The 20,056-nt window shown below is 70.2% G+C and carries 20 protein-coding genes; 13 read left to right on the top strand and 7 right to left on the bottom strand.

Annotation, left to right across the window (positions count from 1 at the left end; translation table 11 throughout):
* Nucleotides 1–192: 192 nt before the first annotated feature.
* From G5B31_RS04610 to cobU, 4 genes are all read right to left on the bottom strand, one after another.
* Nucleotides 193–1,704, bottom strand: coding sequence for a YifB family Mg chelatase-like AAA ATPase (locus tag G5B31_RS04610; protein WP_165014229.1), 1,512 nt, complete (start codon nucleotides 1,702–1,704; stop codon nucleotides 193–195).
* A gap of 89 nt (nucleotides 1,705–1,793) precedes the next feature.
* Nucleotides 1,794–2,666, bottom strand: a complete 873-nt coding sequence (locus G5B31_RS04605; protein ID WP_165014228.1) for a glutathione S-transferase — start codon at nucleotides 2,664–2,666, stop codon at nucleotides 1,794–1,796.
* A gap of 73 nt (nucleotides 2,667–2,739) precedes the next feature.
* Nucleotides 2,740–3,303 (bottom strand): histidine phosphatase family protein, encoded by a 564-nt coding sequence (locus G5B31_RS04600; protein WP_165014227.1) that lies wholly within the window; start codon nucleotides 3,301–3,303, stop codon nucleotides 2,740–2,742.
* Nucleotides 3,300–3,827: a bifunctional adenosylcobinamide kinase/adenosylcobinamide-phosphate guanylyltransferase gene (gene cobU / locus G5B31_RS04595; RefSeq protein ID WP_240904287.1), complete on the bottom strand. Its 528-nt coding sequence runs from the start codon at nucleotides 3,825–3,827 to the stop codon at nucleotides 3,300–3,302. Before cobU ends, G5B31_RS04600 begins: the two co-directional genes overlap by 4 nt.
* 109 nt (nucleotides 3,828–3,936) lie before the next feature.
* Here cobU and G5B31_RS04590 point away from each other — a divergent pair, with 109 nt between their 5' ends.
* The 4 genes from G5B31_RS04590 to G5B31_RS04575 all read left to right on the top strand — a co-directional run bounded on the left by G5B31_RS04590 (nucleotide 3,937) and on the right by G5B31_RS04575 (nucleotide 7,547).
* A complete protein-coding gene (locus G5B31_RS04590; RefSeq protein ID WP_165014225.1) occupies nucleotides 3,937–4,722 on the top strand; it encodes a ChaN family lipoprotein in 786 nt (261 codons plus the stop codon).
* A gap of 62 nt (nucleotides 4,723–4,784) precedes the next feature.
* On the top strand, nucleotides 4,785–5,981 hold the full coding sequence (gene coaBC / locus G5B31_RS04585) for a bifunctional phosphopantothenoylcysteine decarboxylase/phosphopantothenate--cysteine ligase CoaBC (RefSeq protein WP_165014224.1): 1,197 nt from the start codon (nucleotides 4,785–4,787) through the stop codon (nucleotides 5,979–5,981).
* Between the two features lie 58 nt (nucleotides 5,982–6,039).
* A complete protein-coding gene (gene dut, locus G5B31_RS04580) occupies nucleotides 6,040–6,519 on the top strand; it encodes a dUTP diphosphatase (protein WP_165014223.1) in 480 nt (159 codons plus the stop codon).
* Nucleotides 6,516–7,547, top strand: a complete 1,032-nt coding sequence (locus G5B31_RS04575) for a molybdopterin-synthase adenylyltransferase MoeB (protein ID WP_165014222.1) — start codon at nucleotides 6,516–6,518, stop codon at nucleotides 7,545–7,547. The genes dut and G5B31_RS04575 overlap by 4 nt, the downstream gene beginning before the upstream one ends.
* Here G5B31_RS04575 and G5B31_RS04570 read toward each other — a convergent pair.
* Entirely contained in the window at nucleotides 7,531–9,042 is a 1,512-nt protein-coding gene (locus G5B31_RS04570) for an endonuclease/exonuclease/phosphatase family protein (RefSeq protein ID WP_165014221.1), read from the bottom strand. The two genes, G5B31_RS04575 and G5B31_RS04570, sit on opposite strands and share 17 nt — an antisense overlap.
* A 65-nt stretch (nucleotides 9,043–9,107) precedes the next feature.
* Here G5B31_RS04570 and G5B31_RS04565 point away from each other — a divergent pair, with 65 nt between their 5' ends.
* A complete protein-coding gene (locus G5B31_RS04565) occupies nucleotides 9,108–9,851 on the top strand; it encodes a hypothetical protein (protein ID WP_346763879.1) in 744 nt (247 codons plus the stop codon).
* A gap of 37 nt (nucleotides 9,852–9,888) precedes the next feature.
* Here the strand turns inward: G5B31_RS04565 and G5B31_RS04560 are convergent, their stop codons facing one another.
* On the bottom strand, nucleotides 9,889–10,683 hold the full coding sequence (locus G5B31_RS04560; protein ID WP_165014220.1) for a class III extradiol ring-cleavage dioxygenase: 795 nt from the start codon (nucleotides 10,681–10,683) through the stop codon (nucleotides 9,889–9,891).
* Between the two features lie 164 nt (nucleotides 10,684–10,847).
* On the opposite strand from G5B31_RS04560, the gene G5B31_RS04555 reads away from it, so the two are divergent.
* From G5B31_RS04555 to G5B31_RS04545, 3 genes are all read left to right on the top strand, one after another.
* The gene (locus G5B31_RS04555; RefSeq protein WP_165014219.1) at nucleotides 10,848–11,636 is read left to right on the top strand and encodes a transporter substrate-binding domain-containing protein; all 789 of its coding nucleotides are present in this window, start codon (nucleotides 10,848–10,850) and stop codon (nucleotides 11,634–11,636) included.
* Nucleotides 11,637–11,679: 43 nt separating this feature from the next.
* Nucleotides 11,680–12,483, top strand: coding sequence for an amino acid ABC transporter permease (locus G5B31_RS04550; protein ID WP_165014218.1), 804 nt, complete (start codon nucleotides 11,680–11,682; stop codon nucleotides 12,481–12,483).
* A 118-nt stretch (nucleotides 12,484–12,601) separates the two neighbouring features.
* Nucleotides 12,602–14,611 carry a M3 family metallopeptidase gene (locus tag G5B31_RS04545; RefSeq protein WP_165014217.1) on the top strand — a complete coding sequence of 670 codons (2,010 nt, stop codon included), beginning with the start codon at nucleotides 12,602–12,604 and terminating at the stop codon, nucleotides 14,609–14,611.
* 30 nt (nucleotides 14,612–14,641) lie between these two features.
* Here G5B31_RS04545 and G5B31_RS04540 read toward each other — a convergent pair whose 3' ends face one another.
* Nucleotides 14,642–15,607: a GlxA family transcriptional regulator gene (locus G5B31_RS04540; protein ID WP_165014216.1), complete on the bottom strand. Its 966-nt coding sequence runs from the start codon at nucleotides 15,605–15,607 to the stop codon at nucleotides 14,642–14,644.
* A 72-nt stretch (nucleotides 15,608–15,679) separates the two neighbouring features.
* Between G5B31_RS04540 and G5B31_RS04535 the strand changes: the two genes are divergently transcribed.
* The 5 genes from G5B31_RS04535 to G5B31_RS04515 all read left to right on the top strand — a co-directional run bounded on the left by G5B31_RS04535 (nucleotide 15,680) and on the right by G5B31_RS04515 (nucleotide 20,023).
* Nucleotides 15,680–16,594: a 3-keto-5-aminohexanoate cleavage protein gene (locus tag G5B31_RS04535; RefSeq protein ID WP_165014215.1), complete on the top strand. Its 915-nt coding sequence runs from the start codon at nucleotides 15,680–15,682 to the stop codon at nucleotides 16,592–16,594.
* 44 nt (nucleotides 16,595–16,638) lie between these two features.
* Nucleotides 16,639–16,968 carry a hypothetical protein gene (locus G5B31_RS04530; RefSeq protein WP_165014214.1) on the top strand — a complete coding sequence of 110 codons (330 nt, stop codon included), beginning with the start codon at nucleotides 16,639–16,641 and terminating at the stop codon, nucleotides 16,966–16,968.
* A gap of 80 nt (nucleotides 16,969–17,048) precedes the next feature.
* The gene (locus G5B31_RS04525) at nucleotides 17,049–17,396 is read left to right on the top strand and encodes a hypothetical protein (protein WP_165014213.1); all 348 of its coding nucleotides are present in this window, start codon (nucleotides 17,049–17,051) and stop codon (nucleotides 17,394–17,396) included.
* Nucleotides 17,386–18,855 carry a carnitine 3-dehydrogenase gene (locus G5B31_RS04520; RefSeq protein ID WP_165014212.1) on the top strand — a complete coding sequence of 490 codons (1,470 nt, stop codon included), beginning with the start codon at nucleotides 17,386–17,388 and terminating at the stop codon, nucleotides 18,853–18,855. The genes G5B31_RS04525 and G5B31_RS04520 overlap by 11 nt, the downstream gene beginning before the upstream one ends.
* A gap of 4 nt (nucleotides 18,856–18,859) precedes the next feature.
* A complete protein-coding gene (locus G5B31_RS04515) occupies nucleotides 18,860–20,023 on the top strand; it encodes an acyl-CoA dehydrogenase family protein (RefSeq protein ID WP_165014211.1) in 1,164 nt (387 codons plus the stop codon).
* Nucleotides 20,024–20,056: the final 33 nt, after the last annotated feature.

Raw genomic sequence — 20,056 nt, 5'->3', positions numbered from 1 at the left:
GCATAATGTCGCTCCCCGTGCGGGAGTGTGGATCGAAACAGTCCGTCGACAGTCGTGGTCATGGACGTGCTCCCGTCTCTCTCCACATGTGAGCGCGGATCGAGACACACTGTCCGACGCCGAAACCGAACGGGCGGATGTGTCGCCCCTCGCGGGGAGCCGAGGAGTGCCTGAGGCATCGACGAGGCGGGGTCAGTTGGTCTTCACCGTCAGCCGGTAGCCGATCGCCTCGGCCACATGCGGCTGGCGGACCTGCGGCGCGCCGTCGAGGTCGGCGATGGTGCGGGCGACGCGCAGGACGCGGTGGTAGCCGCGGGCGGAGAGGCCCATCCGTTCGGCCACCTTCACCAGCAGCGCCTTGCCTTCGGCATCGGGGGTGGAGGTTTCCTCCAGCAGTCCGCCCTCCATGTCGGCATTGACCCGCAGGCCGGGGTGATCGCGGAAGCGTGCCGCCTGCACCTCGCGCGCCGTTGCCACCCGGGCGGCGATGGCGGCGGAGGTGTCGCCGGAGGCGGGCAGGTCGAGGTCGGTGAAGGCGACCGGCGGCACCTCGACCCGCAGGTCGAAGCGGTCCATCAGTGGCCCCGAGATGCGGCCGAGGTAGTCCTCGCCGCAGAGGGGCGCCTTGCCGCAGGCGCGGGCCGGGTCGGTCAGGTAGCCGCAGCGGCAGGGATTGGCGGCGGCGACCAGCAGGAAGCGGCAGGGATAGCGGATATGGGCATTGGCGCGGGCGATCATCACCTCGCCGGTCTCCACCGGCTGGCGCAGGGTCTCCAGCACGGCGCGGGAGAATTCGGGGAATTCGTCCATGAACAGGACGCCGTTGTGGGCCAGCGAAATCTCCCCCGGCTTCGCCCCCTTGCCGCCGCCGACGATGGCGGCCATCGAGGCGGTGTGGTGCGGCTCGCGGAAGGGGCGCTGGCGCGAGATGCCGCCTTCGGAAAGCAGCCCTGCCAGCGAATGGATCATCGAGGTCTCCAGCGCCTCGGCCGCGGTCAAAGGCGGCAGGATGCCGGGCAGGCGGGCGGCCAGCATCGACTTGCCGGACCCCGGCGTGCCCACCATCATCAGGTGGTGCCGCCCGGCGGCGGCGATCTCCAGCGCCCGCTTGGCGCGTTCCTGGCCCTTCACCTCGCGCAAATCGCGGCCCGGCGGGCCGGCGGTGACCTCGCCCGCCGCCGCCGGGGGCAGAGCGGCCTGGCCGGTGTAGTGGCGGACCACCGCGTTCAGCCCGTCGGCCGCCAGCACCTCGGCGGCGCCGACCCAGGCGGCCTCGGCCCCGCAGGCGCGGGGGCAGAGCAGCGCGCGGTCCTCCTCGGCCGCGGCCATGGCGGCGGGCAGGGCGCCGGCGACCGGCATCAGCCGGCCGTCCAGCGACAGCTCGCCCATGGCGACGGTATGTTCGACCTCGTCCTTCGGGATGATCTCCAGTTCCGCCAGCAGCGCCAGCGCGATCGGCAGGTCGAAGTGGGAACCCTCCTTGGGCAGATCGGCGGGCGAGAGGTTCACGGTGATCCGCTTCTGCGGCAGCGCGATGGACAGCGCGGCGAGGGCGGAGCGCACCCTTTCCCGCGCCTCGGACACCGCCTTGTCGGGCAGGCCGACCAGGCTGAAGCCGGCGGAGCCGGTGGTGACGGAGCACTGCACCTCGACCATGCGGGCCTCGACCCCCTCGAAGGCCACCGTATAGGCGCGCGCGACCATGATCCCTCCGCAACTCCGGTTAACGGGTAGCGGGGGAATGGTTAAGAAAGTGTGAGCGGCGGCGGGAGGAGACTGATTTTCGACGAAAATCAGGGGCGGTAGAGCGCCATGAATTGCGGCCAGGCCTCGGGGTCGGCTGCGGTCTTGTCTCGGCAGAAGGCATTGCAGAAGCCGAAGCGGCGGCCCGCCAGTTCCAGCACATGAGTGACGGGCTTGCCGGAATAGGGGCAGGTGGCGTTCTCGGCCTCGGCCCCTTGGACGGCGCGGGCGGCCAGTGGCTGGGGGCCGGGCCAGTCGCGCCGGGGCCAGTCGCGGCGGTAGAAGTCCTGGTCCGGGCCGTCGACCAGCCCCATCGCCCGCCAGCGGCGGAAGGAGGGATGGGCGAGATGGGCGTTGACGTAGAGCATCGCCTCGGCCCCGACGGGCAGGTTGTAACCGGCGATGCGGGCGGCGACCGGCGCGAAGAAGGCGTCGGCGGCGGAATATTCGCCGCAGAGCCAGGGGGTTGTCGTGCCGGTCGTCGCGTGGGCCCAGGACCACAGGGTTTCGAGGCGCGCGAGGTCGGCCAGCACTTCGGCCGGCGGGGCGCAGTCCTGATAGAACACCCGCAGGTTCATCGGGCAATGGTTGCGCAGCGCGGCGAAGCCGGCGTGCATCTCGGCTGCCAGCGCCCGGGCGGTGGCGCGGGCCCTGGGGGCCTGCGGCCAGATCCCGGCTTCGGGGTGGCGCGTTGCCAGTTCCTCGGCGATGGCGATGGTCTCGGGGACCACGCTGCCCTCGGGCGTGCGCATCACCGGCACGGTGCGGGCCGGGGGGAAACCGGCCAGAAGCGCGGGCAATTCGTCGGTGTAGAGCCGGGCGCTGCGGGTGCGGACCGGGATGCCGAAGGCGTCGAACAGCAGCCAGCCGCGCAGGCTCCAGCTGGAATAGGCGCGGTCGCCGATCGCGAGGTCGTAGGTCATGGGCCTCTCCGTTTCGCGGCAGGCTAGGGCGGCGGCGCCCCCGGGGCCAAACGATCAATGGTGACGCCGGTCATCACGGCCGGTGATTGATGGCGAAGGTCTGCGGCGGCGTCAGGGTCAGGGTGGTGACGGAAAGCGGCTCGATCCGGTGGGCGAAGACGGCCTCGGCCGTCAGTCCCGCGGCCCGTTGCAGGGCCGAGAGGATCGGGCCGAAATGGGCGACGACGATGATCTCGGGCGCCGTGCCTTGCAGGCGGTGGAGCGCTGTCAGGGTGCGGGCGGAAAGGTCGTTCCAGCTTTCGCCGCCGGGGGGGCGGACCTCGCCGGGCGTTTCCCAGAAGGCGCGGATCAGCGCGGGCTCCTCGGCTTCCACCTCGTCGTGGCGGCGGGTTTCCCAGCGGCCGAAGTGGATTTCCCGCAAGCCCGGGTCGTGCGGCAGCCGCCGGCGGCCGGCCAGCGCATCGGCGGTGGCGACGGCGCGGTAGAGGTCGGACGAGATCACCGGGGCCTCCGCGGGCAGGTGGGCGGAGAGGCGGGCCAGCGCGGCGGCATCCGACAGGTCGGCGGGCAGGTCGGTCCAGCCGACCATGCCCCTGGCATGGGTCGGGCCGTGGCGGACCAGCCAGAACCGGGTCATGGCAGCCGTCCCTTCAGCGCCAGCGGCAGGCCGCAGAGGACGGCGACCACCAGCCCCGCCTCGCCCGCCAGCCGCTGGTTCAGCCGCCCCTGCTCGTCGCGGAACCGGCGCGACAGCGGATCGGCAGGGACGATGCCCCAGCCCACCTCGTTGGTGACGCAGATCGCGGGGGCGGGACAGGCGCGCAGCGCCTCGGCCAGCCGGGCGGTCTCGGCCTCAAGATCATGGCCGGCCAGCAGGTGGTTGGTCAGCCAGAGCGTCAGGCAGTCGACCAGCACCACCTCCTCCGCCCGTGCCTGCGCCAGCGCGGCGGCAAGATCCAGCGGCGCCTCCACCGTGACCCAGCCCTCGCCCCGCTGGGCGCGGTGGCGGGCGATGCGCTCCGCCATCTCGGCGTCGAAGGCCTGCGCGGTGGCGATGTAGCGGCGGGGGCGGCCCGAGGCCGTGGCCAGCGCCTCGGCATAGCCCGACTTGCCGGAACGCGCGCCGCCGGTCACCAGCGTCAGTCGGGGCAGGTCGGGCAAGGCGGGCTCCTTCGGCAGGGGTGGTCCGGGTATAGCCGGGCGGGGGCCGCGGGCGGAAGGGGCGATTGCCGCTTGAGCCCGCGCCGCGGCCCGTGCATGACTGCGCGGCATGAAATGGATGATCGCGCTGACGCTGGCCCTGTTGGCCGGCCCCGGGATGGCGGAGGTAGTTCCGCCGCCGGGGATGGATGTCTATGTGTTGGGCGAGGTGCACGACAACCCCGCCCATCACGCCGAGCAGGCCCGGCTGGTGGCGCTGATCGCGCCGAAGACGGTGGTCTGGGAGATGCTGACCCCGGAACAGGTGGCGGCGATGGCGGGCGTGGACCGGACCGACCGCGCGGCCATGGCGCAGGCGCTGGACTGGGCGAACTCGGGCTGGCCGGATTTCGCCCTGTATCACCCGATCTTAGCGGCGGCGGGCGAGGCGGCGCATCGCGGCGCCACGGTGCCGCGGCCCGATCTGCGCAAGGCGATCGGCGAAGGGGCGGCTGCGGCGCTTGGCGACAGGGCCGAGGGCTGGCCGATGGGGCCGCTGGCGCCGGCGGAGCAGGAGGCGCGCGAGGCCGAGCAGCGCGCGGCGCATTGCAACGCCCTGCCCGAGGACCTGCTGCCCGGCATGGTCGAGGCGCAGCGGATGCGCGACTGGTCGCTGGCCGCGCTGGCGGTGGCGGCGGTCGAGGCCGGGAAGGGGCCGGTGGTGGTGATCACCGGCTCGGGCCATGCCCGCAAGGACAGCGGCGCCCCCGCCCTGATTGCGGCGGCGCACCCGGAGGTGACGGTCTGGAGCCTCGGCCAGATCGAGGGGGCGCCCGAGGGGGACGAGCCCTATGACGCGGTGCAGACCGCCCCCGCGCCGGAGCGGGAAGACCCGTGCCGGGCGTTCTCGGGCTGAGCGCGGCGGTTGAGTTCGGGCCGGGCCGGGCCTAACCTGCCGGCCGCAAGATGAGGTGCGGGATGCTGGCCGGAAAACGGGTGCTTCTGATCATCGGCGGCGGGATCGCGGCCTACAAGGCGCTGGACCTGATCCGGCGGCTGCGGGAACGCGGGGCAAGCGTGCGGGCGGTGATGACCGCCGCGGCACAGCAGTTCGTCACGCCGCTGTCGGTCGGGGCGCTGACGGCGGATCACGTCTTCACCGATCTCTTCGACCGGCAGGACGAGCAGGACGTGGGCCATATCCGGCTGGCGCGCGAGGCCGAGCTGATCGTGGTGGTGTCGGCCACCGCCGACCTGATGGCGAAGCTGGCGCAGGGGCTGGCGAACGACCTGGCCTCGGCCGTGCTGCTGGCGACCGACCGGCCGGTGCTGATGGCGCCGGCGATGAACCCGCGGATGTGGGCGCATCCGGCGACCCGGCGCAACCATGCGCTGCTGGCACAGGACGGCGTGCGTTTCGTCGGCCCGAACCGGGGCGAGATGGCCGAGAGCGGCGAGGCCGGGATCGGCCGGATGGCCGAGCCGCTGGAGATCGTCGCGGCGGTGGAGGGCCTGCTGGCCTCGGGTCCGCTGGAAGGAAAGCATGTGCTGGTGACCTCCGGCCCGACGCATGAGCCCATCGACCCGGTGCGTTATATCGCCAACCGCTCCTCGGGCGCGCAGGGCACCGCGCTGGCGGCGGCGCTGCGCGATCTGGGGGCAAGGGTGACCTTCGTCACCGGCCCGGCCGCGGTCCCGCCGCCCGCAGGGGTGGAGGTGGTGCGGGTGGAGACGGCCGCCCAGATGTTGGCGGCGGTGCAGGCGGCGCTGCCGGCGGATGCGGCGGTGATGGCGGCGGCGGTGGCCGACTGGCATGTCGCCAATGCCGGCGCGCAGAAGATGAAGAAGGACGGCTCCGGCAAGGCTCCGGCGCTGGTCTTCGCCGAGAACCCGGACATCCTGGCCGCAGTGTCGCAGGGCGTGCCGCGGCCGCGGCTGGTGGTGGGCTTCGCGGCGGAGACCGAGAAGGTGGTGGAACACGCGATGGCCAAGCGGGCGCGCAAGGGCTGCGACTGGATCGTGGCGAACGACGTCTCGCCGGCCACCGGCATCATGGGCGGGGCGGAGAATGCGGTGGTGCTGATCGGCGCCGAAGGGGCGGAGGAATGGCCGCGGATGGGCAAGGACGAGGTGGCGCGGCGGCTGGCGGCGCGGATCGCGGAGGCGCTGGCATGAGGGCAAAAATCCTGGAAGATTTTTGCAGGAATTTTCCAAAATTCCTGCCGGTTGCCCGATGACCCCGGTCGTCCGCATCCTGCGCGAGGACTGGGCCGACCCGTCCCTGCCGCTGCCCGCCTACCAGACCGCCGGCGCGGCGGGCGCCGACATCTGCGCCAATTTCCCGCCCGGGACCCGGGCCGGGGGCCTGACGCTGCAGCCGATGCAGCGCGCTATCTGCCCGACCGGGCTGCGGGTGGCGATCCCCGAGGGGTTCGAGATGCAGGTCCGGCCGCGGTCGGGGCTGGCGACCAGGCACGGCATCACCCTGCCGAACACCCCCGGCACCATCGATTCCGACTATCGTGGCCCCTTGGGCGTGGCGCTGGTCAACCTCGGTGCCGAGCCCTACACCATCCGCCACGGCGACCGGGTGGCTCAGGCGGTGATCGCGCCGGTGGTGCGGGCGGGCTTCTTGGTGGTCGAGGCGCTGGATGCGACCGAGCGGGGCGAGGGCGGCTTCGGCTCCACCGGATTCTCGGTGCCGGGCAGATGATCGGCCTCCTCGGCTTCGCGGCGATCTGGGGCTTCGGGCTCTGGCGCGGGGCCGGGCGCGGGCTGCTCTGGACGGCGACGGCCATCTGGTGGGGGGCGATCCTGCTGGCCCATGCGCCGGGGATCGGGGCCGAGGGGCTGGTCGGCGGCGATTTCCGGGCTTGGCTGGTCTTCGGCCTGCTGGCGGCGCTGGTCTGGCTTTACGCCACCGTCTTCCGCGCGGTGAAGGCGCGGGCGGCCCCTCCTGCCGTCGCGGCCCCCGCTGCGGGGTTCTCCGAGACCGAACTGAACCGCTATGCCCGCCATATCTTCCTGCGCGAGATCGGCGGGCCGGGGCAGGCGCGGCTGAAGGCGGCGAAGGTGCTGGTCGTCGGCGCGGGCGGCCTCGGCTCGCCGGCGCTGCTCTATCTGGCGGCCAGCGGCGTGGGCACCATCGGGGTGATCGACCCCGATGTGGTGGAGGCCTCGAACCTGCAGCGGCAGGTGATCCACAGCGACGCGCGGATCGGGATGCCGAAGGTGTTCTCGGCCGAGGCGGCGATGAAGGCGCTGAACCCCTTCGTCGCGGTGCGGCCCTATCACCGGCGGCTGGAGGCGGGGATCGCCGCCGATCTGGTGGCGGAGTATGACCTGGTGCTGGACGGCACCGACAATTTCGACACCCGGGACCTGGTGAACCTGGCCTGCGTCAGGGCGGGCAAGCCGCTGGTGGCGGGGGCGATCACCCAATGGGAGGGGCAGCTTTCGGTCTGGGACCCGGCCCGCGGCGCGCCCTGTTCGGCCTGCGTCTTCCCCGAGCGGCCGGCCCCTGGGCTGGTGCCGACCTGCGCCGAGGCGGGCGTGGCCTCGCCCCTGCCCGGCATCATCGGCGCGATGATGGCGGCGGAGGCGGTGAAGCTGATCACCGGCGCGGGGGAGCCGCTGCGGGGAAGGCTGATGATCCACGATGCGCTTTACGCCGAGACCCGGGTCATCGGCGTGAAGCGGCGACCGGATTGCCCGGTGTGCGGCGCTATTCCGTCACCGTGAAGGGAGTCTCGGCCAGGACGACATAGTGATCGTCGGCCATCAGCCGCAGCAGATAGTCGCCGGGCGCCAGCGTGTCGTAGTAGAGGTCCGGCGTCAGCGTCATGCTGCCGTCCAGCACCGCGCCGGTATAGGCGAAGGCGAGGTAGTTGTAGACATTCGGGTCCCCCGCCGCGAAGACGCCGATCCAGTCGTATTTCAGCCCCGGCGCGCCGGTCCAGCTGACGGTGACGGATTCGCCCGCCTTGACCGTGGGGCTGGCGGTGGAAAGCGTCGGCTTGCCGTCGTGGCCTATCACCGAAAACCGGATGCGGGCCTGTTCCGTCCCGGCCTCGCCGATCAGCACCGCGTCCCAGGGGCCGGGCGTCAGGCCGAGGGTAGAGAGGCGGAAGGCGCGGTTCCAGGACGGCGTCAGCCCCTCGACCGAAGTGACGGTTTCTGCCGCAGGATCGCCCCCGCGCGGCACGATGCGGACGCCCCAGGTGGCATCGCCGGGCAGATAGCCGCGGACGAGGAAGGTGCCGCCTTCCGGCACCAGCCGCGGCTCCACCGCCAGGAGGGCGGGGGCCGGGGCGGGGGTGACGGTCAGGTCGGCGATGACGGCGCGGTGGTCCGAGGGCCAGGGCGCGAAGCCGCGGTCTACGTCCGGGTTGCCGGGCTCGCCCCAGAGCTCGGCCCCGCGGACCTCGGCATTGGCGGCGAAGATGTAGTCGATGCGGTCCAGGCTTTCGCCCTCCACCTGCAGGGGCCAGGGGAAGCCGGGAGAATAGCTGATCCCGGGCCGCGCCACCGGGTCCGGGTGGGCGGTGCGGAAGGCGTCGGCGAAGCCTGCGGTCTCCATCCTCTGCGTCACCGGCCAGGGCAGGGCGATGCTTTGCTGCGGGCGCGATCCCTTGGCGGTCTCGGTCCAGTCCAGATGCGAGGGGCTGTTGAAATCGCCGGTGACGACGACCGGGATGCCCTTGGCGACCAGCGGCTCCATCCCCGCGGCATAGGCGTCGATCTCGGCCAGCCGGACCTCGTTTTCCGCCGCCAGCACCTCCTCGGGCGTGGCGCCGTCGCGCAGCAGGTCGGGGCCGTAGGGGTCGGAGGACAGGTGCAGGTTGCCGAGCGCGATCACCTGCCCGGGCGCGACCATGGCCCAGACATGCGGCGCATCGGCGTCCAGCCCGGCGAGGGGATAGGGGGCCTGGCCTTCCTCGGTCCGCTCGCCCAGCTTGGGGTCGAACAGCGGAACCCGGCTGATGATGTGGCGGCGCAGGTCGACGTAGGGGTAGCCCGCGGCGGCGGCGATGGCCGCGGTCTGGCCGTCGGGTTCCTGCAGGCTGACGATGTCGGCATCGGCCGCGCGGATGACTTCGATCAGCTGCGGCTGGCTGACCTGCACCCCGCCATACCAGATGTTGAAGGACATGATCCGCAGGTCCACCTCACCCTCGGCAAGGGCGGGGGTAGCGAGCAGGGCAAGGACGGCGGGGGCAAGGAGGGAACGGGCCATTTGCGTCTCCGGTGCTGTCGGTGACAGAGTGGAGGCGGAAGACCGGCCTGGGAAGAGGGTTTCTGGTGCGATTTGTGCTACACGGGGCGGCCGTCCTGACCCTGACGGCGATCACCCAGCTGGGCGGTATCGCCTGGGTTGTGGCGCTGGCTTTCCGGCGCCGGCGGTGGGCGGCGTTCCTGTTGGCCTACGGGCTGCTCTGGGCCGTGGCGCAGCTGGCCGCGCCGCAATTGGGCCGGGAGCCGATCCCCTGCCGGGGCGGGCCGCTGCGGATGCAGTCGGCCTTCTACTGCGTCACCCTGCGCAACTTCGTCAGCCCCGAGCTGCGGGAGGTGGCGCAGCGGGCCGCCGAGCGGGTGGCGCGGGACCACCCGGGCACGGTGACGCTGGCGCTGGACGGCAATTTCCCCTTCCTGTCCGGCTTCCCGATGATCCCGCACCTGAGCCACGGCGACGGCGACAAGCTGGACTTCGCCTTCTTCTATGCCGACGAGCGCGGCTATGCGGTGGGTCGGACGAAGTCGCCCATCGGCTACTTCGCCTTCGAGCGGGCGGGGGAGGAGACCTGCCCGCCCGCCTTCCCCACCTTCCGCTGGGAGATGCGCTGGCTGCGGCCGGCGATGGCCGGGCTGGAGTTGGAGCCGGAACGCACCGCGGCGCTGCTGCGGGCGCTGTTGTCCGACACGCGGGTGGGCAAGGTGTTCCTGGAGCCGCCGCTGGCCGCCCGCCTGGGGGTGTCGGGCGGCAAGCTGCGCTTCCAGGGCTGCCGGGCGGCGCGGCACGACGACCATATCCATGTCCAGCTGTGAGGCGGGGACACGATTTTCCGGCGAAAAATCGGGCGCTTCAGCCGAAGCGGTAGCTCGATGCGGTGACGCCGCCGAACAGGTCCTTGTCGTGGTAGACCATGGTCGCGGGCTCCGCTTCCGCCGCGCCGAGGGCGGCGAAGAGAGGGACGAGGTGATCCTCCTCCTTGTGGCAGACCCGGGCATAGGGAGCTTCTTCCCAGCGGATCAGCCGCTCGGTCCGTTCGGCGGCGGGCAGGGCCAGGGTCTCGGCCAGCCAGGCGTCGAAAGCCTCGGACGGGACCTTGGCCTGCGGGCCGAAGAGCCGCAGGTTGTGGTAGGAAAGGCCGGAGCCGAGGATCAGCACGCCTTCGTCGCGCAAGGGCGCCAGCGCACGGCCGAGGGCGAAATGCTCCTTGGGGCTATAGCCGCGGCGGAGCGAGACCTGGAACAGCGGCATCGAGGCGTCGGGATACATGACGAAGGCGGGGACGAAGCAGCCGTGGTCGTAGCCCTGCCGGTCATCCAGCCGGGCGGGCAGGCCTGCGGCGCGGATCAGGTCAGCGGCGCGCTGCGCCAGATCGGGCGCGCCGGGGGCGGGATAGGTGATCTGGAAGGTGTGCGGCGGGAAACCGTGGTAGTCGTAGACCATCGGCGGACAGGCCGAGGACATGACGGCGAAACTGTCGTCCTCCCAATGGCCCGAGATCATCAGGATCGCCTTCGGGCGCTCGGGCAGGTCCTTGACCATCTGCACGAAGCTGGCCTCCAGATTGGCGAACATCGCCCGCCAGTCGGGCATCCAGGGCCAGGGGCCGCCGCCGTGGCTGATGAAATAGCTGGGCATCCGGGGCATCGCCGCTTCTCCTTTGCTGCTGCGCCAAGGATGGGGCCGGCGGGGCCGCCGCGCAATCCGGCAGCACCGGCGGGGGATGGTGCGCAGATGCACAGGCGGGCGGCCGCTTGCAAGCCGCCCCGGCCTTGCCCATAGTCGCGCGGAACCTGACGGGAGCCTGACCCATGAAACTGACCGCTGCCCTCGGCGCGCTCGCGCTGTCCTTCGCCGCCACGGCCACCTTCGCCCAGGACCTGCCGGACCTCGGCGGCCAGGAGATCACCGTGGTGACCGAGAATGCCTATCCGCCGCTGCAGTTCCTGGACAAGGACGGCAACGCCGTCGGCTGGGAATACGACGCCATGGCCGAGATCGCCAAGCGGCTGAACGCCACGGTGAAATACGAGAACACCAGCTGGGACGCGATGATCCCCGCGGTGGCGGAAGGCCAGTACGACCTTGGCATGACCGGCATCACCATCAACGACGAGCGCAAGGAGAAGGTGGACTTCTCCGACGCCTACATGCGCTCGGAAATGCTGATGATCGTGCGGGCGGACGAGACCCGCTTCACCGACGCCGCCGGCTTCGCCGCCGACCCGAACCTGCTGGTTTCGGCGCAGCCCGGCACCTCGCCCTTCTATGCCGCGGTCTACGAGATCCTGGACGGCAACGAGGAGAACTCCCGCATCATCAAGTTCGAGACCTTCGGCGCCGGGCTGGAGGCGCTGAAGACCGGCGACGTGGACCTGACGCTGTCGGATTCCACCGCGGCCAACGGCTATGTCGGCGCCTCGAACGGCACGCTGAAGATCATCGGCGCGCCGCTGGCGGCCGAGGATTTCGGCTTCATCTTCCCGAAAGGGTCGGAGCTGGTGGCGCCGGTCAATGCCGCCATCGCCAGCATGAAGGCGGACGGCACCCTGGATGCGCTGAACCAGAAGTGGTTCGTCGACTACAAGATGGGCGAATGAGCCCGCGGGCCCCGGGGCGACCTGAACCCCCGGGGCCGGTCCGATGACGCCGAACCCGAAGCCCGAAAAGGATTTTCCCTGGTGGCTGGCGATCCTTGCGGTCACCGGCCTCTGGCTGTTGTGGGAGATGCTGTCGGACGAGACCTACCGTGCGGCGCTGCGGACCCTGGGCAAGGGGGTCTGGATCACCATCGGCGTCTCGGTCTTCGCCTATCTCGGCGCCTGCCTGATCGGGCTCGGGCTGGCGGTGATGGGGCTGTCGCGGCATGTGGTGCTGCGCCAGATCGCCCGGCTCTATATCGAGATGATGCGGGGGGTGCCGATCCTGGTGCTGCTGCTCTACGTCGCCTTCGTGCTGGTGCCGGGGCTGGTGCAGGCGGCGAACTGGGTGGCGACCGCCTTCGGGGGAGAGCCCGTGCTGCGGACCCGCGATGTGCCGCTGCTGTGGCGGGCGGTGCTGGCCTTGATGCTGGCCTATTCCGCCTTCCTGGCCGAGATTTTCCGGGCCGGGTTGCAGGCGGTGGACAAGGGCCAGGTGGAGGCGGCGATGGCCCTTGGCCTGAACGGTTGGCAGCGCTTTCGCCACATCGTCTTTCCGCAGGCCTTCCGCATGATCCTGCCGCCGCTCGGCAACGATTTCGTGGCGATGGTGAAGGACAGCTCCTTGGTCGCCGTGCTGGGGATCGGCGACGTGGCGCAGCTGGCGAAGGTGACGGCGGCGGGGAACTTCCGCTATTTCGAGACCTACAACGTGGCGGCGCTGATCTATCTGGTGATGACCATCGGCCTGTCGCTGCTCTTGCGCCGGTTCGAGGCCAGGATGCGGACGCGCGGGCGGGAGGCGTAGGCAGCGGGGGTTTCACACCCCCCAGTCCATTGGTTTCTCGAACCGATGGCGAAACCAATGGACTACCCCGTGGAGTATTTGGGCCAAGATGAAGGGCCTTTCCGAAGGAGACATAGCGATGAACATATTGCTGGAGAAATGGGACACGCCCTTCGGCCTGCCGCCCTTTGCGTCGATTCGCGACGAGGATTTCGCGCCGGCCTTCGACGAGGCTTTGTCACGCGCCCGGGCAGCGGTTGCCGGGATCGCAGAGGGGGAGGCGGCGGATTTCGCCGGGGTGATCGAAGGGCTGGAACTGGCGGAGGCTGATCTCGACCGGGTGGCGGGGGTCTTCTACAATCTCGCCGGGGCGGATTCCAACGACGCGCGCGAGGCCTTGCAGCGCGATCTGGCGCCGAAGATGAGCGCGTTTTCCAGCGAGATCACCAACAACAAGGCGCTCTGGGCAAAGATCGAGGCGCTTTGGCAGGGGCGCGAGGGGCTGGGGCTGACGGCGGAGCAGTTGCGGGTGCTGGAACTGTATCGGCGGATGTTCCTGCGCTCGGGCGCGGCGCTGGAGGGCGCGGCGGCGGAACGGCTGACGGCGGTGAAGGCGCGGCTCGCCGTGCTGGGGACGCGGTTTTCCCAGAACCTGCTGGCGGACGAGCGCAGCTGGTTCATGGAACTGGCCGAGGCCGATCTGGAGGGCCTGCCGGGCTTCGTGGTCGAGGCGGCGCGGGCGGCGGGGGCCGAGCGCGGCCTCGGTCCGGTGGTGACGCTGAACCGCAGCCTGATCGTGCCCTTCCTGCAGTTTTCGCCCCGCCGGGCCTTGCGGCAGAAGGCCTATGAGGCCTGGGTGGCGCGGGGGGCGAACGGCGGCGAGACCGACAACCGGGCCATCGCCGCCGAGATTCTGGCGCTGCGGGCGGAGCGGGCGGCGCTTCTCGGCTATGCTGATTTCGCCAGCTTCAAGCTGGAGCCGGAGATGGCGAAGACTCCTGCGGCGGTGCGCGACCTGCTGATGCGGGTCTGGCAGCCGGCCCGGGCCAAGGCGCTGGAGGATGCCGCGGTGCTGGAGGCGATGCTGCGCGCCGACGGCCTGCCTGCGCCGCTGGAGCCTTGGGACTGGCGCTACTATTCCGAGAAGCGGCGCAAGGCCGAGCATGACCTCGACGAGGCGGCGCTGAAGCCCTACCTCTCGCTCGACGCCATGCTGGGGGCGATGTTCGACTGCGCGCATCGGCTGTTCGGGCTGGAGTTCCGGCAGATCGAAGGCCCGTTCTACCACCCGGATGTGCGGGGCTGGGAGGTCACCCGGCGCGGTGAACACGTCGCGGTCTTCCTGGGCGATTATTTCGCGCGGGGATCGAAACGCTCGGGCGCCTGGTGTTCGGCGATGCGGTCGCAGCGCAGGCTGGGCGGCGACCAGCGGCCCATCGTGGTGAATGTCTGCAACTTCGCCAAGGGCGATCCCTGCCTGCTGTCCTACGACGACGCCCGCACGCTGTTCCACGAATTCGGCCATGCGCTGCACCAGATGCTGTCGGACGTGACCTATGGCTTCATCTCCGGCACCTCGGTCGCCCGCGATTTCGTGGAGCTGCCGAGCCAGCTCTACGAGCATTGGCTGGAGGTGCCGGCGGTGCTGGAGGCCCATGCGAAGCACTACCGGACCGGGGAGCCGATGCCGGCGGACCTGCTGAAGCGGCTTCTGGATGCCGGGACTTACGATCAGGGCTTTGCCACGGTGGAATTCGTCGCCTCCGCCATGGTGGACCTGGAGTTCCACAGCGGCCCGCCGCCGGCCGATCCGATGCAGAAACAGGCCGAGGTGCTGGAGGCGATGGGGATGCCGCGGGCGATAAGGATGCGCCATGCCACGCCGCATTTCGCCCATGTGTTCTCGGGCGACGGCTATTCCGCCGGATATTACAGCTACATGTGGTCCGAGGTGATGGACGCCGACGCCTTCGCCGCCTTCGAGGAGACCGGCGACCCCTTCGACCCCGCCACCGCCGAGAAACTGGAGCGCTTCATCCTCTCGGCCGGCGGGTCCGAGGAGGCCGAGGCGCTGTATCTGAAGTTCCGCGGCCGGATGCCGGGGGTGGAGGCGCTGCTGAAGGGCCGGGGCCTGTTGGACGCGGCGTAAGGACACGATCTTTCGGCGAAAGATCGGGCGTCAGGGCCGTCGCAGCGCGCCGGGCGGCTGGCCGAAGGCCTTGCGGAAGGCGCGGCTCAGCGTGGCGGGGCTGGTGAAGCCGGTGCGCAGCGCCACCTCGGCCAGCGGGTGCTGCGTCTCGGCCAGCATCCGGCGGGCGGCCTGCAGCCTCAGCGCGAGGCCATGGGCGCCCGGCGTGGTGCCGAAGGCCTGGCGGAACAGCACCTCCAGCCGCCGGGGCGACAGGCCGACCGCCGCCGCCGTCTCGGCGGTGCTTTCCGGCGCGTCCAGCCGCGCCTCCATCCGCGCGGCGGCGCGGGCGACGCGGGGGTCCATCGCCGGGTCGGTTCCGGGACGGGAGAGCTGCGGCTCCCCGCCGGGGCGGACGGTGGACAGGAAGGACAGCGCCACCTGCCGCGCCAGCCCGGCGCCGTGGCGGGCGCGGATCAGGTGCAGCATGAAGTCCTGCGCCGGGGCCGCGCCGCCGATGGTCACCCGGTTGCGGTCGATGACATAGCGGTCGGGCACCACGTCTATCTCGGGGTGGCGGGCGGCGAGGTCCTCCTGATCCTCCCAATGCACGGTGGCCCGGTGGCCGTCCAAGAGCCCCGCCCGCGCCAGCACCCAGGGGCCGGCGTCGATGCCGCCGACCAGGGCGAAGCGCGGCGCGATCCGGCGCAACTCGCGGATCAGCGGCCGGGTCGCCACCTCGTCCAGCCGGTAGCCGGCGATGACGATCAGCGCCTCGGCCCCCTCGGCCGCCGCCAGCGGACCGGAGGAGGGCAGCGACAGCCCGCAGGTCAGCGGTGCCGGCGCCCCGTCCGGGGTGACCACGCGCCAGCGGAACGCCTCCTGCCGCAGCTGGCGGTTGGCGTTGCGCAAGGGGTCCAGCGCCGAGGCGACTTCGAGGATCGAGGCCTGCGGCAACACCAGAAGGGCGATGGTCAGCGCCGCGCGCGAGGGCGTGAAGATTGCATTTTCCGTCATGGGAATTGCGTAATATGCCAAGCACGCCTTGCCAAGGGGGCTATGGTATCCGCCAGACCGAGGGAGGATTCCATGCCGCTGACCATGAACCGCGAAGTCTTCATCACCTGCGCCGTCACCGGCTCGGGCGGCACGCAGGACCGTTCCCCCCATGTGCCGCGCAGCCCGCAGCAGATCGCCGAAAGCGCCATCGCCGCGGCCAAGGCTGGCGCCGCGGTGGTGCATTGCCACGTCCGCGACCCCGAGACCGGCAAGCCCGCCCGCGATCCGGCGCTGTATCGGGAGGTGACCGAGCGCATCCGCGACTCGGACACCGACGTGGTGCTGAACCTGACCGCCGGCATGGGCGGCGACATGCTGTTCGACGGCACCGAGGCGATGAACCGGATGTCGCAGAAATCCGACATGGCCGGCGCGACCGAACGGGTTCAGCATGTGGTGGAATGCCGGCCGGAGATCTGCACGCTGGACTGCGGCACGATGAACTTCAACGAAGCCGATTATGTGATGGTCAACACGCCCGGGATGCTGCGCGACATGGCCAAGCGCATGGTCGACAGCGGCGTAAGGATCGAGATCGAGGCCTTCGACACCGGCCACCTGTGGTTCGCCAGGACCCTGGCGGAAGAGGGGATCATCCCCGACCCGGTGCTGGTGCAGCTGTGCATGGGCGTGCCGTGGGGGGCGCCGGACGACCTGAACACCTATCTGGCGATGGTCAACAACGTGCCGAAGCACTGGCACTGGTCGGCCTTTGCCCTCGGCCGCAACCAGATGCCCTATGTCGCCGCGGCGGTGCTGGGCGGCGGCAACGTGCGGGTGGGGCTGGAGGACAACCTCTGGCTGGACAAGGGCGTGCTGGCGACCAACGCGCAGTTGGTGGAACGCGCGGCGACGATCATCGAGAACCTGGGCGCAAGGGTGATCACCCCCGCCGAGGTGCGGGCGCGGCTGAAGCTGGAGAAGCGGGCGCCGGCGGGGAAATAGCCGAGCCTCCGGCGGGAGCATTCGGGTCAAGGAAGGGGCGGAAGATGCGAGGAGCATGGATCGGCATGGCGCTGGCTTTCGTGCTGGCCGGCTGCACCGAGGAGCCGCCCGTCCTGCCGGAAGGCAAGCCGCTCTCGGCGGCGGAGCGGGCGGAGTGCCTGGCCGCGGGCGGCTCGGTCGGGCGCGGCGGGATGCTGCCGGACGAGATCTGCATCCGGCCGCTGAAGGATGCGGGCAAGGCCTGCACCATGGCCGCCGATTGCGAGGGGGTGTGTCTGGCCGAGAGCCGGACCTGCTCCAAGGTGACGCCGCTGTTCGGCTGCTACGAGTTTCTGGACGGGCAGGGCCGGCAACTGGCGATCTGCGTGGATTGACGCCCGGAGGTGCGGGACAACAGGGAAGGATGGCGCGAATGGCGCGGAAGGCTGCGATGATCGGGCATACGAGGTTCTGAATGTCGACGACGATTGTCCAATCGGGCATTGCTGCTGCCGTGGTTCTCGGGGCGGTTTTTGGCGCGGCCTTGGGCTATCGGCGGCAGTTCAAGCTGCTCGTCTTTCATCTTGCGGCTGTTCTGACGGTGGTGGTCTGGGCCTGGCTCGGCGCCGGTCGAACGCTCCATCCGGATTATGCGCTGGCCCCGGCGGGCGGTGATCTGCGTCTTTTCCTCGCCCTGACGGGCGGCTCCTATGTCCTGCCTGTTCTGGGACTGGCGGCCATGGTCGGAGCATGGGTTTCATTCATCCGGGCCGGTTCACATGGACCTCGGCCCACGAGCGGGAAGATCGGTAATGACGAATAGAAAAGCGGCAATCATCGGGGGAGGGGTCATCGGCGGCGGCTGGGCCGCGCGGTTCCTGCTCAACGGCTGGGACGTGGCAGTGTTCGACCCGGACCCCGAGGCCGAGCGGAAGATCAATGCGGTGCTGTCGAACGCGCGGCTGGCGCTGCCGGCGCTGTCGGACGTGCCGATGCCTCCCGAAGGGAAACTCAGCTTCGCCGGGACCATGGCCGAGGCGGTCGAGGGCGCGGAATATGTGCAGGAATCGGTCTCGGAACGGATCGAGCTGAAGCACAAGGTCTATGCCCAGTTGCAGCAGGCCAATCCCGGGGTGCTGATCGGCTCCTCCACTTCCGGCTTCAAGGCCAGCGATCTGCAGAAGGGGTCTCCTGCGCCGGAAAACATCATCGTCGCGCATCCGTTCAACCCGGTCTACCTGCTGCCCTTGTCCGAGGTCTCGGGGTCGGAGAAGAACCCGCCTGCCACCGTCGAGAAGACGGTGCAGATCATGAAGGACATCGGCATGTTCCCGCTGGTGGTCCGCCACGAGATCGACGCCTTCATCGGCAACCGCTTCCTCGAGGCGGTCTGGCGCGAGGCCCTGTGGATGCTGAAGGACGGCATCGCCACCACCGAGGAGATCGACGAGGCGATCCGCATGGGCTTCGGCCTGCGCTGGGGCCAGATGGGCCTGTTCGAGACCTATCGCATCGCCGGGGGCGAGGCCGGGATGCGGCATTTCATGGCGCAGTTCGGCCCGACGCTGAAATTCCCCTGGTCCAAGCTGATGGACGTGCCCGAGTTCAACGAGGAACTGGTCGACCTGGTGGCCAGCCAGTCCGACGCGCAATCCGGCATGTATGGCATCCGCGAGCTGGAACGCATCCGCGACCAGAACCTGGTGGGCTTCCTGCGGGTGCTGAAGGAGCGCAACTGGGGCGCCGGCAAGGTGCTGCGCGAACATGACGAGGCACGGGCGGCGGCCTTCCATGCCCAGACCGACTCGGCGCCCAAGGCCGAGCCGCTGGTGATGGCGCATATGCAGGTGCTGCCGGGCTGGATCGACTACAACGGCCACATGACCGAAAGCCGCTACTACTTCGCCAATTCCGAGACCATCGACGCCTTCCTGCGGCTGATCGGCGCCGGGATGGACTACGTTACGGCAGGGCACAGCTACTACTCGGCCGAGACCCACATCCGCCACCTCGGCGAGGCGCGCCTGGGCGACCGGCTGACCGGCACCTTGCAGATCATTTCGGCCGACGAGAAGCGCTTCCGGTCCTTCGTGCGGGTGATGCGGGGCGAGGACTGCGTCGCCACCATCGAACAGCTCTGCCTGCATGTGGACATGAAGGCGGGCAAGACCGTGGCCGCGGCGCCGGAGGTCTGGGCCAAGCTGAAGGCGATTGCCGAGGCCCATGCGGGGCTGCCGCTGCCGGAAGGCGCGGGCCGCGCCATCGGCCAGAAGAAGGGGTGAGGCGATGGATTTCGGGCTGAACGAAGAACAGCGGATGATCGTCGACACCACGCGGGCCTTCGTCGAGGCGGAGCTTTATCCGCACGAGCAGGAGGTCGAGCGGACCGGCGTCCTGCGCGAGGATCTGCGGCAGGAGTTGCAGGCCAAGGCCATGGCGGCGGGTCTCTACGCCGCGAACATGCCGGTGGAGGTGGGGGGCGCCGGCCTCGATACCCTGACCTGGCTGCTTTACGAAAAGGAACTCGGCAAGGCCAATTACGCCCTGCACTGGACCACGGTTTGCAGACCCTCGAACATCCTGATGGCCTGCGAGGGCGAACAGCGCGACCGCTACCTGTTCCCCTGCGTCCGCGGCGAGCGGCACGACTGCCAGGCGATGACGGAACCCGGCGCGGGGTCCGACCTGCGCGGGATGAAGTCCTTCGCGCGGGAAGACGGCGGCGATTTCGTGCTGAACGGCACCAAGCACTTCATCTCCCACGCCGATGTGGCGGATTTCGCCATCGTCTGGGTGGCGACCGGGGAAGAGGACACCCCGCGCGGCAAGAAGAAGCTGATCACTGCCTTCCTGGTCGACAAGGGCACCCCCGGCTTCACGGTGCGCGACGGCTACAGGAACGTCAGCCACCGCGGCTACAACAACATGATCCTGGAGTTCGACGAGTGCCGGCTGCCGAAGAGCCAGATTCTCGGCGAGGTCCACAAGGGCTTCGAGGTGGCGGGCAAATGGCTGGGCGCGACCCGGCTGCAGGTGGCCTCCACCTCGCTCGGCCGGGCCGAGCGGGCCTTGGGGCTGGCGCTGGCCTATGCGGCGGAGCGCAAGCAGTTCGGCCAGCTGATCGGCAAGTTCCAGGGGATTTCCTTCAAGCTGGCCGACATGGCGCTGGAGCTGAAGGCGGCGGAGCTGCTGACCCGCGAGGCGGCGTGGAAATACGACCAGGGCACGGTGACCGAGGCCGACATGTCGATGGCCAAGCTGAAGGCCACCGAGGTGCTGGCGATGATCGCCGACGAGGCGATCCAGATCCACGGCGGCATGGGGCTGATGGACGAACTGCCGCTGGAACGGATCTGGCGCGACGCAAGGGTGGAGCGGATCTGGGAGGGCACCTCGGAAATCCAGCGCCACATCATCAGCCGGGAAATGCTGCGGGCGCTGGGGGCCTGAGGACGGCCTGCTGCATCGACGGCCGGGGGGCCA

It is taken from the genome of Rhodobacter sp. SGA-6-6, assembly GCF_011043545.1.
GTDB lineage: Bacteria > Pseudomonadota > Alphaproteobacteria > Rhodobacterales > Rhodobacteraceae > Pseudogemmobacter.
Note: the sequence above shows the minus strand (reverse complement) of the source record. Positions and strands in the feature narration are given on the sequence as shown.